The organism is Microbacterium sp. SW12 (assembly GCF_055391095.1).
This window is the reverse complement of sequence record NZ_AP024335.1, coordinates 2,839,926-2,852,896: the sequence shown is the minus strand read 5'-3', so window position 1 is coordinate 2,852,896 and position 12,971 is coordinate 2,839,926. Positions and strand designations below refer to the sequence as shown.

General features: G+C 68.4%; 11 protein-coding genes. 10 read left to right on the top strand and 1 reads right to left on the bottom strand.

Annotated features, from left to right (window positions below; all coding sequences use genetic code 11):
- Window positions 1-144: 144 nt before the first annotated feature.
- The 4 genes from MICSW_RS14420 (at window position 145) to MICSW_RS14405 (ending at window position 4,461) form a co-directional block, all read left to right on the top strand.
- Complete coding sequence (locus MICSW_RS14420; RefSeq protein WP_048809455.1) at window positions 145-852, top strand: M23 family metallopeptidase; 708 nt, start codon at window positions 145-147, stop codon at window positions 850-852.
- Between the two features lie 77 nt (window positions 853-929).
- Entirely contained in the window at window positions 930-1,946 is a 1,017-nt protein-coding gene (gene ccsB / locus MICSW_RS14415) for a c-type cytochrome biogenesis protein CcsB (protein ID WP_464496348.1), read from the top strand.
- A gap of 129 nt (window positions 1,947-2,075) precedes the next feature.
- On the top strand, window positions 2,076-4,055 hold the full coding sequence (locus MICSW_RS14410) for a bifunctional copper resistance protein CopD/cytochrome c oxidase assembly protein (protein ID WP_045246025.1): 1,980 nt from the start codon (window positions 2,076-2,078) through the stop codon (window positions 4,053-4,055).
- Window positions 4,056-4,065: 10 nt separating this feature from the next.
- Window positions 4,066-4,461 carry a DUF4307 domain-containing protein gene (locus MICSW_RS14405; protein WP_045246023.1) on the top strand — a complete coding sequence of 132 codons (396 nt, stop codon included), beginning with the start codon at window positions 4,066-4,068 and terminating at the stop codon, window positions 4,459-4,461.
- Between the two features lie 39 nt (window positions 4,462-4,500).
- On the opposite strand, the gene MICSW_RS14400 is transcribed toward MICSW_RS14405, so the two are convergent.
- Window positions 4,501-6,537: a heavy metal translocating P-type ATPase gene (locus MICSW_RS14400; protein WP_292732329.1), complete on the bottom strand. Its 2,037-nt coding sequence runs from the start codon at window positions 6,535-6,537 to the stop codon at window positions 4,501-4,503.
- 78 nt (window positions 6,538-6,615) lie between these two features.
- Here MICSW_RS14400 and MICSW_RS14395 point away from each other — a divergent pair, with 78 nt between their 5' ends.
- The 6 genes from MICSW_RS14395 (at window position 6,616) to MICSW_RS14370 (ending at window position 12,945) form a co-directional block, all read left to right on the top strand.
- Window positions 6,616-6,948, top strand: a complete 333-nt coding sequence (locus MICSW_RS14395; protein ID WP_045246029.1) for an ArsR/SmtB family transcription factor — start codon at window positions 6,616-6,618, stop codon at window positions 6,946-6,948.
- Window positions 6,949-7,334: 386 nt separating this feature from the next.
- On the top strand, window positions 7,335-7,616 hold the full coding sequence (locus MICSW_RS14390) for a metal-sensitive transcriptional regulator (protein WP_228179440.1): 282 nt from the start codon (window positions 7,335-7,337) through the stop codon (window positions 7,614-7,616).
- Window positions 7,617-7,648: 32 nt separating this feature from the next.
- Entirely contained in the window at window positions 7,649-7,978 is a 330-nt protein-coding gene (locus tag MICSW_RS14385) for a heavy-metal-associated domain-containing protein (RefSeq protein WP_228179439.1), read from the top strand.
- A complete protein-coding gene (locus tag MICSW_RS14380; RefSeq protein WP_292726259.1) occupies window positions 7,975-10,248 on the top strand; it encodes a heavy metal translocating P-type ATPase in 2,274 nt (757 codons plus the stop codon). Before MICSW_RS14385 ends, MICSW_RS14380 begins: the two co-directional genes overlap by 4 nt.
- Window positions 10,249-10,288: 40 nt before the next feature.
- Window positions 10,289-12,472, top strand: coding sequence for a heavy metal translocating P-type ATPase (locus tag MICSW_RS14375; protein WP_374198036.1), 2,184 nt, complete (start codon window positions 10,289-10,291; stop codon window positions 12,470-12,472).
- A 35-nt stretch (window positions 12,473-12,507) separates the two neighbouring features.
- Window positions 12,508-12,945 carry a DUF6153 family protein gene (locus MICSW_RS14370; RefSeq protein WP_363497899.1) on the top strand — a complete coding sequence of 146 codons (438 nt, stop codon included), beginning with the start codon at window positions 12,508-12,510 and terminating at the stop codon, window positions 12,943-12,945.
- The last annotated feature ends 26 nt before the right edge of the window (window positions 12,946-12,971 follow it).

The following is a 12,971-nucleotide window of genomic DNA, read 5'->3' as shown; positions in this document are numbered from 1 at the left end:
CGGCGGCGACCAGCCCCAGACGCCCCCCACGCGCCGCAGCCTCCGCCGCGCCGCAACCCCGCCAGTCACCAGCATCACCACCCGCCCCCACGGCGCCCGCCCGCAGAAACGTCCGCCCGTGGTCGGGTAATCGCGCTGCGCCCAGTGCGCTCCCTGGCGGTCCTGACGGTGGTCACCGGCCTGATCGCCACCTTCGCCCTCCCCGCGTATGCCGCCTGGCAGCCGGCGGACCTCGAGATCCCGACACTGCAGCAAGTCGCGTCCGAGGACGCGCAATCCTTGATCGTCGCCTCCGACGCGACTGGGACGCAGCTCACACGGGAGAGCTACTCGGCCACCACCCAGGCGGAGATCGACCAGAAGAAGGCGGCAGAAGCAGCCGCAGAACGTGCCCGCGCCTCCGCACAAGTCGCCTCGGTGCCCTTCGACTACAGCATCGTGCCCCAAGGCAGTGGAGCCGTGCGGTGGCCGGTGGGCGGTCCGTTCACCGTGACCGACCGCTTCGGTGCTCGAGGCGGCGCGCATATGGGCACCGACATGGTCGCTGCCGGCGGAACCCCCGTCTACGCGTCCGTCGACGGCGTCGTGCGGATCTCGCAGGACAGCTACGGCGGATACGGGGTGACCGTGGTGGTGGAGTCCGTGCTGAACGGGCAACAGGTGAGCACGGTGTACCCGCACATGCAGACCGGAAGCCGGCAGGTCGCCGCCGGGCAGACCGTCACGGCCGGGCAGCTGGTCGGACTCGTCGGCAGCACGGGACGCTCCACCGCGAACCATCTGCACTTCGAGGTCTACCTCGACGGAACCGCCGTGGACTCGCTGGCCTGGCTGGAAGCGAACGCGGGCTGACCGATGTGCACGGATCTACCGCGCCACCCCGCTCGCGGGCACCCCCTGACCGCAACGACGAAGAGGACGACCCTGCCATGACCGGAACCGACGCGCTCTCCCTCGACGGCATCTCACTGCTGCTGGTGTGGACGGCGATCGCCACCTACCTGCTCGCGTTCATCGCGTACACCATCGACCTGGCCGGGCGCTCCGTCCCCGCCAGCGTCCCGCAGCGGGAGCCGGTCCTGGCCGGCGCTCCCGCCCGGGCGGGCCAGCAGACGGACAACGCCCAGAGTGGGTCGGTGGACAGTGTTCGCACGCCGCCCGCGCAGCGTCAACGGCTGCTGTGGGCGCGGATCGGGACGTCGCTGACGGTCCTCGCGTTCCTGTTCCACCTGGCCGGCACCATCCTGCGCGGCATCGCCGCGGAGCGGGTGCCGTGGGCGAACATGTACGAGTTCGCGCTGACCGGCACGGTCTTGATCGTGGCCGTCTACCTGCTGGTGCTGCGCCGCTACGACCTCCGCTTCCTCGGTGCGTTCCTGATCGGCATGGTGGTGCTGCTGCTGGGTGGCGCGACGGTCTCGTTCTACGTCGAGGTCGTTCCGCTGATGGATCCGCTCAAGAGCGTGTGGCTGGTCATCCACGTCTTCGTCGCGTCCCTGGCCACCGCCCTGTTCGCGATCGCCTGCGGCATCTCCATCACCCAGCTCCTGCAGGCCCGCCGGGAGCGCCGCACCCGAGCATCCTCGGACACTGCCCGCGCCGACGGTCTTGGGTTTCTGCGCACTCTGCCCGCCGCCGACGTGCTCGAGTCCCTCGCGTACCGGTTCGCGATCGTGGGGTTCGTGTTCTGGACGTTCACCCTGATCGCCGGCGCGATCTGGGCCAACGACTCCTGGGGTCGCTACTGGGGCTTCGATGTCAAGGAGGTGTGGACGTTCGTGATCTGGGTGCTCTACGCCGGCTACATCCACGCCCGCGCGACCCGCGGCTGGCGCGGCACCCGCTCCGCCTGGCTGTCCATCATCGGGTTCGTCGCGGTGCTGTTCAACTTCACGATCGTGAACATGTTCTTCCAGGGCCTCCACTCCTACTCCGGGCTCACATGACCCCGCACCCCTGCCCCGCCCTCTTGCCCGAGCCGAAAGCACGCACATGACCCCGATACTCTCGATTCCCGCCACCACGGGTGCGGATGCCACTGAACGCGGACAGCGGTCACTCCGACCGCGACAGGATTGACTCCTCGCGTCTTGCGGGTCGCAGGGCCTGCGATCCTCGGCGGGGTCGCACTCATCGCCTTGGTCGGGGCGTTGTGGTTCGGTGGGGGTGCTGCGCAGATCCCACTCGGCGACGCCGGCCCTGTTGTGCGCTGGGGGCTTCCGGTCACGAAACTGGTCGTGAATCTCGCCGCCGCGGGCATGGTCGGTGTGCTCGTGACCGCCTTGTTCACGCTGCGGGCCGGTGAGCGCGAGTTCGACGTCGCCCTCGATACCGCGTCGATCTCTGCAGCCCTGTTCACCGTGGCCGCGGGCGCGACCGGGTTCCTCACGCTTCTCAGCGTGTTCAACCCGGCCATCGACGCAGGCCCCCAGTTCGGTGCCCAGCTCGGCCGGTTCCTCGTCGAGCTCGAGGTCGGCAGGACATGGCTGATCACGACGGTCGCCGGCGCCGCCCTCACCGTCCTGACATTCGCCGTGCGGTCCTGGGTCGGGACGCTTCTGGTCGCCCTGGTGGCGGTGGCCTCGCTCGTGCCGATGGGCACGCAGGGGCACTCCGGCGATGACGCCTTCCACCACGAGGCGATGATGGCGCTCATCCTGCACATCATCGGCGCCGCGGTGTGGCTCGGCGGGCTCCTGCTGCTCATCGCCGTCCGTCCAGCCCTCGACCGTCGCCGCATCCCCGATCTCGTCGCCCGCTACTCGAGCATCGCTCTGGCCGCGTTCGTGCTCGTCGCCGTGTCCGGCACGGTGCGCGCCGCCATCGGCCTGCAGGAGTGGTCCGATCTGCTCTCGCCCTATGGCGCGATCTTGGGCATCAAGGTCGTCGCGCTCGTCGGCCTCGGCCTCTTCGGGGCGTGGTACCGCACCCGCCTGATCGGCAGGATGCGCAGCTCCGACGCGGCATCCCGCCCTTTCTGGATGCTCATCGCGTTCGAGCTGGCACTGATGGGTGTGGCCAGCGGCGCCGCCGCAGCGCTGGCCCGCACTCCGCCACCGAACCCGGCCCCGCTTCCCGAGATCCCCTCGCCGGCAGAACGCCTCACCGGTGCCCCGCTGCCCCCGGAGCTCACGATCGAACGGTGGGTCACCGCGTGGAACGTGGACATGTTGTGGGCGGTGCTCGCCGGGTTCGCGATCTTCTTCTATCTCGCCGGGGTGTGGCGGCTGCGCCGGCGCGGCGACGCGTGGCCTGTGTATCGCACGATCATGTGGGTCGCCGGCATGGTGCTGCTGGTCTGGGTCACCGGCGGCGTCGTCAACGTCTACCAGGACTACCTGTTCAGCATGCACATGGTGGGGCACATGCTGCTCACGATGGCGATCCCGGTGCTGCTGGTCGCCGGCGCCCCGGTGACCCTCGCCGCCCGGGCGATCCGCAAACGCGACGACGGCACCCGCGGCGGGCGGGAGTGGATCCTGTGGGCGGTGCATTCGCCCGTCGCCCGCATCCTGACGAACCCGTTCGTCGCGGCCGCCCTGTTCATCGGCTCACTGTGGGTGTTCTATTACACCGACCTGTTCCGCTGGTCGCTGTACGACCACCTCGGCCACCAGTGGATGATCGCGCACTTCCTCATCACCGGCTACCTGTTCGCGCTCTCCCTGATCGGCATCGACCCGGTGCCGTGGCGGCTTCCCTACGCCGGCAGGCTGCTGCTGCTCATCGGTGTGATGGCGATGCACGCGTTCTTCGGCATCGCCATCATGATGCAGTCGGGGCTGATGGTCGCCGACTGGTTCGGGTCGATGGGTCGCACCTGGGGTGTCACACCGCTCGAGGATCAGTACACCGGCGGCGGTATCGCGTGGTCGATCGGTGAGATCCCCACCCTGATCCTCGCGATCACGGTCGCGATTCAGTGGAGTCGCAGCGACGACCGCGAGACCAAGCGGCGAGACCGGCACGCCGACCGCACCGGCGAAGCCGAGCTCGAGGCCTACAACGCACGCCTCACCGAGCTCGCCGACCGCGATGCTCGCAGCCGCAGATAGGGCGCACTACGTGACGACGAAAGAGGAGCTCGCCGACCGCTACGGTCGGGGACCGCGGCCCATCCGCCGCCGCGTGTTCTGGGTCACCGTCGCGACGGCGGCAATCCTGTCTGTCGCCGGGCTTTCGTGGCTGACTGTCTCGAACTCGCTCGACGACGTCGGATTCGACGAGACCGGATACGAGCTGGTCGATGCGCGCACCGTGACCGTATCCTTCCAAGCCACGCCACCCGCTGGGACGTCGTTCGCATGCGCGGTGCAGGCATTGGATGAGGACTTCGGCATCGTCGGTTGGCGGGTCATCGAGTACCCCGCGTCCGAGGAGATCACACGAGCACTCGTGGAGACCATCCCGACCGTCGCGCAGGCAACGACCGGCACCGTGCAATCCTGCTGGGCCACATAGCCGCGCAAGGGAGGCCGTCGCCTGCGCCGGCTGAGTCTCTCAAGCGGTGGGCCTGTCTTCGTGGTCGATGCCGTGGTGCTCTTTGCCGCGCTCGAAGTTGAGCAGGCGGAGTGCGTTGCCGACGACGATCAGGGTGGAGCCTTCGTGGATGAGTACGACCGCGCCGATGTTCAGGCCGAGGAAGGTGGCGAGGATGAGGAACGCGACGATCGCGAGGCTGGCGATGAGGTTCTGCCGGATGATGCGGCTGGTGGCGCGGCTGAGCCGCACGGCGAACGGGACGCGGCCGAGGTCGTCGCTCATCAGCGCGATGTCGCAGGTTTCCAACGCGACGGTGGAGCCGGCGGCGCCCATCGCGATGCCGACGTCGGCGCGGGCCATCGCGGGGGCGTCGTTGACGCCGTCGCCGACCATCGCGATCGGTCGGTGGGTTTCGGCGAGGCGGGTGATCTGAGCGACTTTGTCCTCGGGGAGCAGTTCGCCGATCGCGGTGTCGACGCCGACTTCCCGGCCGACCGCGTCGGCGACGCGCTGGTTGTCGCCGGAGATCATCACGAGCTGCCCCACGTTCGCGCCCCGGAGCGCGCTGAGCACCTGGGCGGACTCCGCGCGGGACGCATCCATCACGCCGACGATGCCGAGGAACCGGTCGCCACGGCGGATGATCATCAGCGTCTGCCCGGAGTCCCGCGCCTGCGTGTACGCGTCGGAGAGCGTGCCGGTCAGCGCGAGTTGCTGCTCGTCGAACATGCGCAGGTTGCCGACGTCGACCCGCTCGCCGTCGATCGTCGCCGTGACGCCACGCCCGACGACCGCGTTCAGGTCTGTCGCGGTGAGGCGCTCGGCCTGGGGGACGCGGGGCTCGAGGTCGCGGACGATCGCCTCGGCCAGCGGGTGATCGCTGAGCGCTTCGACAGCGACCAGAGTGCGGATCAGCTCGGACTCGGGCACGTCGGCGGCGGGGGTGACGGACGTCACCCGGGGGGCACCCCAGGTCAGGGTGCCGGTCTTGTCGAACGCCATCGCCTTGACCCGCCCGAGCGTCTCGAGCGGGGCGCCGCCCTTGACGAGCACCCCGGCACGCGCAGCACGGGCGACCCCTGCCAGCACCGCGGCCGGGGTTGCGATCGCGAGCGCGCAGGGGCTGGCGGCGACGAGCACGGTCATGGCGAGGTAGAACGCGTCGGGGAACGGTTGCGCGAACGCGAGCCAGGAGATCAGGAGGGTGACGGCGACCCCGAGGATCACGGCGGGCACGTACCAACGCTGGAACCGGTCGATGAACTGCTGTGTGGGGGAGGCGGCCTGGTCGGCGGAGCGGACGAGCTTGACGACCTTGCTGAGCGTCGAGTCCGCGGAGGTCGCGGTGACCTCGACCTCGAGCACGCCGGACCCGTTCACGGTGCCGGCGAACACACGGTTGGCGGCGGGCAGGGTGTCGACGGTGCGCATCGCCCGCTCCGGGTCGGCCACCGGCTCCTTCTCCACCGGAATCGACTCCCCGGTGACCGCGGACTGATCCACCGCGGACACCCCGGAGATCACGAACCCGTCTGAGGGAATGCGGGAGTTCGGGCGGATGACGACGATGTCCCCGACGACGATCTCCTCCACCGGCACCTCCACCGGCTCGTCCCCGCCGCGGCGCACCAGGGCGCTGCGGGGAGCGAGCTCGGCCAGGGACTCGATGGACTTGCTGGCACGGCTGAGGGCGTATTCCTCGAGCGCGTGGCCGAGGCTGAACAGGAACAGCAGCACCGCCCCTTCCGCCCACCGGCCGATGAGGGCGGCGCCGATCGCGGCCACCAGCATGAGGAAGTCGACCTCGAACTTCCCTCGCATCGTCGAGGCGATCGCGGTGCGGAACGTGAAGAACCCACCGAAGAAGTAGGTGGCGAGGAAGAACACCAACGGCCACCCGACCATCGGCAGCCCCAACGCGAACTCGGCGATCATCCCGCCGGCGTAGGTCACGCCCGCGGCGATCGCGAACCACAGCTCCCACCGGGCCGAACCGTGGGAATGGTCGTGCGTCTCCGCAGCGGGCGCGGTAGTCGTCGGGGAAGAAGCAGTCATGCGACCAGGATACATCACAAGATCATGATATATTGTAGTTGTGAATGATTATCGTGATCGGAGGGCACAATGGTGAGCATGGCCGGTACTGAGACGCGTCGGGAAGCAGGCACCCTGTCCGTAGCGGATGCTGAGCGTCTCGCCGAGATCATGCAGGCACTGGCGTCACCTGTGCGGCTGCGCATTCTGAGCGCGCTGAGTGTTCAGCCGAGCACCGTGACCGACCTCAGCGAACAGCTGCACATCGGACAGACGACCACATCGAACCATTTGCGGCTGCTGCGGCATCTGAGCCTGGTCCTTGGCACGCGCGACGGCCGGCACATCCACTACTCGCTCTTCGACGACCACGTCTCCGAACTGCTCGAGGAGGCCATCGGGCACCTCGAGCATCTGCCCGGCGGAGGATGACGCCTGCCGGAGCTCCCCGATTGACGAGAGTATTCCCGTTCACGTCGGGGGGCGCTGCTGCGGCCGGGGAGAGCGCGTCGCTGCCGGTTCGGACACGCTGCATGGTGTGTAGCCGATCGCCGCGACGGCCATGAGCTCTTGTAAGAATCCGCCACTACTCGCGGAATCCTGAACCCGAAACCCCAGCCAACTACCGTGGAATCGCGGCATTCCTCGCCATCTCGAGCGGGAACCTACAGCCACTGACCAATCCGTGCGGTGCTGCCTGCTGTCGCTTCACCGCATTTGCCCGGCGATCTCCGTCCCCCAAGTCACTGAAGGTTTCTGGGTGAGTCCGTGAATCGAATCGCTTGCTCTACATACGGTAGGGGGGTATGGTACTTGCCATGAATGGTTACACGGCGAGCAAGGATGACCTTCTGAAGCGGCTGCGTCGCGTGGAGGGTCAGGTTCGTGGGATCGCGCGGATGGTCGAGGAGGACAAGTACTGCATCGACATCCTCACGCAGGTCTCGGCGGCCACGAAGGCCCTTGAGTCCGTCGCGCTGTCTTTGTTGGGTGACCATCTTTCGCACTGTGTTGCCGAAGCCAGCGCCGAGGGTGGTGCCGTTGCGGACGAGAAGATCCGCGAAGCCAACGAGGCGATCGCCCGTCTGGTCCGTTCCTGACCCACCTGCCCACTCACGACGAGGAGACGATGATGAACACCGAGAACCGCAACGACCTGGGCTTGAAGGACACCGGCGCTGGTTGCGCCTGCTGCGCGACCGCATCAACCCCCGAGACCGCGGATGCGGCCACGGCGGCCGTGACGGCTGACGTGCTGGTGACGGGGATGACCTGCTCGCACTGCGTGTCGAGCGTCACCGAGGAGTTGTCCGCGATCGACGGGGTCGAGGGTGTGTCGGTGGACCTGAACGCGGGCGGCGCGTCGCGGGTGACGATCCGCAGCTCGACGGCGATCCCTGCTGCTGCCGTGGAGGCGGCGGTGGAGGAGGCTGGCTACGCCGTGGCCGGCAGCCCGTCATGAGCATGGTCGATGTCGAGCTCGACATCGCCGGGATGACCTGCGCGTCGTGTGCGACGCGGATCGAGCGGAAGCTCAACAAGCTGCCGGGTGTGGAAGCGACCGTCAACTACGCCACCGAGAAGGCTCGCGTGCGCGGTGAGGACGTCGATTCGGCCACATTGATCGCGGCGATCGAATCCGCCGGCTACCAAGCGGCGCTTCCTGCGCCGACGGTCGTCGAGGCTGCGGGTGAACCCGGTGCGCCGGTGGACCGCGATCTGGTTTCGCTGCGGCAGCGTCTGCTGATCAGCGCCGCTTTGTCGGTGCCGGTCGCGGTGCTGTCGATGATTCCCGCGCTGCAGTTCGAGTTCTGGCAGTGGCTGGCGCTCACCCTCACCGCCCCGGTGGCGGTGTGGGGCGCGTGGCCGTTTCACCGTGCTGCGGCGGTTAACGCCCGTCACGGTGCCGCCACGATGGACACGCTCATTAGCGTCGGGGTGATTGCCGCGTTCGGCTGGTCGCTGTATGCCCTGTTCTTTGGTGGCGCCGGTATGCCCGGGATGACGATGACGTTTACTCTCATCGGCACCCCGCGGGCGGGCGGGCATGAGATCTACCTCGAGGTCGCCGCGTTGGTGACGGTGTTCATCCTCGCGGGCCGGTACGCCGAGGCCCGCGCCCGCAAGTCGTCCTCTGAGGCGCTGCGCGCTTTGCTGGAGCTGGGAGCGAAAGACGCCGTCAAGCTCGTCGATGGTGTGGAACAGCGAGTCCCGGTCAGCCAGCTGATGGTGGGGGATGCCGTTCTGGTGCGGCCGGGGGAGAAGATCCCCTCCGATGGACTCGTCGTCGACGGGTCCTCGGCGATTGATGCGAGCATGCTCACGGGCGAATCGGCCCCGGTTGAGGTCGGTGCGGGTTCCCGTGTGGTGGGTGCGACGGTCAACGTCGGCGGCCGGCTTACGGTGGAGATCACCCGCGTGGGCGTGGACACCGAACTGTCGCGGATGCGGCGGCTGATGGAGGAGGCGCAGACCGGCAAAGCCCGCGTGCAGCGTCTCGCGGACCGGGTGTCCGGGATCTTCGTGCCCATCGTGATGATGCTGGCTATCGCCGCGTTCGCGGGCTGGCTGCTGGTCGGCGGGTCTGTGGAGCTGGCGTTCACCGCCGCGATCGCGACGCTCATCATCGCGTGCCCGTGCGCGCTCGGGCTGGCCACGCCGACCGCTCTGTTGGTGGGCACCGGTCGCGGCTCTCAGATGGGAATCCTCATCCGGGGACCGCAGGTACTGGAGCAAACCCGCACGGTCGACACGATCGTGCTGGACAAGACCGGCACCGTCACCACGGGAACCATGGCCGTCACAGCCGTCCACCCCGCACCCGGAGTCACCCGGGAGCAGCTGCTGGCCGCGGCCGCGGCGGTGGAGTTCGGGTCGGAGCATCCTGTTGCCCGCGCGATCGTCGCCGGAAGCGTCCCCGTCCCGCCGGCGGAGACGTTCGACTCTCACGCCGGGTTCGGGGTGCAGGGCATCGTCGCAGGCTCTCTCGTCGTCGCCGGCCGTCCGTCTTGGCTGCAGGAGCAGTGGAGCATTCACCCCACCGCGCAGCTGCAGCACGACGCCGACGAGCTGCAAACCGCGGGAGCGACCGTCGTCGCCATCGGTCGTGACGGCACCCACCTGGGCATCATCGCGGTCGCCGACACAGTCAAACCCACCAGCGCGGAGGCGGTCGCCCGGTTCCGGGCGTTGGGTATGACACCGGTGCTGCTCACCGGCGACAACGATGGCGCTGCACGGGAGATCGCTCGACAGGTCGGCATCGACCAGGTGCACGCCGGGGTAACCCCGGCCGGGAAGCTCGACGTGGTCCGCCAGCTACAGGGCGACGGGCGTGTGGTGGCGATGGTCGGTGACGGGGTCAACGACGCCGCTGCTCTCGCTGCCGCTGACCTCGGTCTCGCGATGGGCGGGGGAACGGATGCCGCGATCGCTGCGAGCGATATCACCGTGGTCTCGGGTGACCTGCTGGTCGTCGCTGACGCGATCCGGTTGGCACGCCGCACCCTGGGGACGATCAAGGGCAACCTGTTTTGGGCGTTCGCGTACAACGTCGCCGCGATCCCGGTCGCGATGGCCGGGTTGCTGAACCCGCTGGTTGCCGCGGCCGCGATGGCCTTGTCCTCGGTGTTCGTCGTCACGAACAGTCTGCGCCTGCGCGGGTTCCGCACCATCCCGGCGAGCTCGACGACCGCTACCCCTGAACCGGCCCGCGTTTCCGCCCGGGTCTGACCTGCATCTGCTGGATGTGAACAGTGGAAGGACGCTCATCATGAGCCAGCACGATCACCACGCACACCACCACCCCACGGCTACCGGCGCCGGCGGTGATGACACTGCGCAGGAGCTGCGCGAGACCGTCGCCGAATCCGACACCGTCGACAACCCGCACGCACACCACACCACGCAGAACAGCCCTGATGAGGGACACGGCGGCGCGCACGCGGGGATGCAGCACGGTGCTCATGGTGGGCATGCCGGGCACGGCGCGGACCATGTCGCACGGTTCCGTCGATTGTTCTGGATCAACCTGATCCTCGCCGTCCCGGTGGTGGCGTTCTCGGGCATGTTCTCGATGCTGCTCGGCTATTCCCTCCCCGACGCAGCGTTGGTGGGGTGGATCTCCCCGGTTCTCGGCACCGTCATGTATGTGTGGGGTGGTGCCCCGTTCCTGACCGGCGCGGTCAGCGAACTGCGTGCCCGTAAGCCCGGCATGATGCTGCTGATCGGGCTGGCGATCACCGTCGCGTTCGTCGCGTCATGGGGGGCGAGTCTCGGGCTGCTGGATCACGAGCTGGACTTCTGGTGGGAGCTGGCGCTGCTGATCGTCATCATGCTCCTTGGGCACTGGATCGAGATGCGGTCGCTCGCGCAGACCACCTCGGCACTGGACTCCCTCGCTGCGCTCCTCCCCGACGAGGCGGAGAAGGTCGACGGGGACACCACTGTCACCGTCGCGCCCGCGGATCTGCAGGTCGGTGACGTTGTAGTGGTCCGCCCTGGTGGGCGGGTTCCGGCTGACGGTCGGGTGGTGCAGGGTTCGGCGAGCATGGACGAGTCGATGATCACCGGCGAATCCAAGCCGGTCCGCCGCAGCGATGGGGACGCGGTCGTGGCCGGCACCGTCGCCACCGACTCCGGAATCCGTGTCGAGATCAGCGCGGTGGGGGAGGACACTGCCCTCGCCGGCATCCAACGCCTGGTTACCGAGGCGCAGAACTCGTCCTCGAAAGCGCAGCGTCTCGCCGACCGTGCCGCCGGGTGGCTGTTCTGGTTCGCGCTGATCGCCGCGGCCATCACCGCGGTCGTGTGGACGGTAGTCGGGCTCCCCGATGACGCGGTGATTCGCACTATCACGGTTCTGGTGATCGCCTGCCCGCACGCCCTGGGTCTGGCGATCCCGCTGGTGGTGTCCATCGCCACCGAGCGCGCTGCCCGGGGCGGGGTGTTGATCAAGGACCGTCTGGCGTTGGAGAGTATGCGCACCGTGAACACGGTGTTGTTCGACAAGACCGGCACTCTCACCAAGGGCGCTCCCGCCGTCACCGCGGTGGAACCGGTCGACGGGATGGATGCGGACCGGCTGATGGCTCTCGCGGCCGCTGCGGAGTCTGATTCCGAGCATCCGCTGGCCCGTGCCATCGTCACCGCCGCGCGGGAGAAGGACCTGTCCGTGCCCAGGTCGACGGACTTCGAGTCCTCACCCGCGGTCGGTGTCCGCGCGACCGTCGACGGCCAGGTGGTGCAGGTGGGCGGACCGTACCTGCTCGAGCAGACCGGTGGCCAGGAGCTGCCGATCGCGGACGCCTGGCGGGAGGAGGGTGCGATCATCCTGCACGTCCTCGTTGATGGGAAGGTCGCCGGCGCGCTCCGATTGGCCGATGAGATCCGTCCCGAGTCCCGGCAGGCGATCGACGCACTGCACGCCCGAAACGTGCAGGTCGTGATGATCACCGGCGACGCCGAGGCCGTCGCCGCGTCCGTGGCCGCTGAACTTGGCATCGACCGGTTCTTCGCGGGTGTGCGGCCGGAGGACAAGGCGTCCAAGGTGAAGCAGCTGCAGGATGAGGGCCGGAAGGTCGCGATGGTCGGCGACGGTGTGAATGACGCGCCCGCTCTCGCGCAGGCGGATGTCGGTATCGCCATCGGTGCCGGCACGGACGTGGCGATCGCGTCGGCCGGCGTCATCCTCGCGAGCGATGACCCCCGCTCGGTGCTGTCGGTGATCGAGCTGTCCCGCGCGAGCTACCGGAAGATGAAGCAGAACTTGTGGTGGGCTGCCGGGTACAACCTCATTTCGGTGCCGCTGGCCGCCGGCATCCTCGCCCCGATCGGGTTCGTGCTGCCGATGTCGGTGGGCGCGATCCTCATGTCGCTGTCCACGATCGTCGTCGCTCTCAACGCTCAGCTGCTGCGCCGGTTGGATCTCAGCCCCGACGCGGTCATCCGTCGCTGACCGGTCTGACGTAGCGTGTAAGGGAGGGAGGTGACATGTCGCTGATCGCACTGACGGACCGGGTCCACACCGGCCGCTCCATGGCTCGCACCCTCCTGCTGCTCGTCGCAGTCACCGGCGCGATCATCGTGGGCCTGCTGGCCATGCATTCCCTCAACACCCACACCGCCACCGACACCAGTCATCAGACCACCGCCACCGCTTCTGCCACGACAGGTGCCGGCGATCACCACGCCGGCACCACCGCAACTGATGAGCCGTGCGCGGATTGCGGCAACGGACACTCCACCATGCTCGCGATGGCGTGCGTGCTGGCATTGCTGGTGACCGTGCTGTTGCTGGTGCGGCCCGGCGCGGCCATGCGATGGTTGTCGATCCTCCCTCGACCAAGATCCTCGGTCGCGTCGGCGCTGTTTACCGGGCCGGCCCTGCGGCCTCCTTCACTCACCGTTCTCTGCATCAGCCGTACGTGATGCGTCCGGGGCCGGACCTTTGTGCT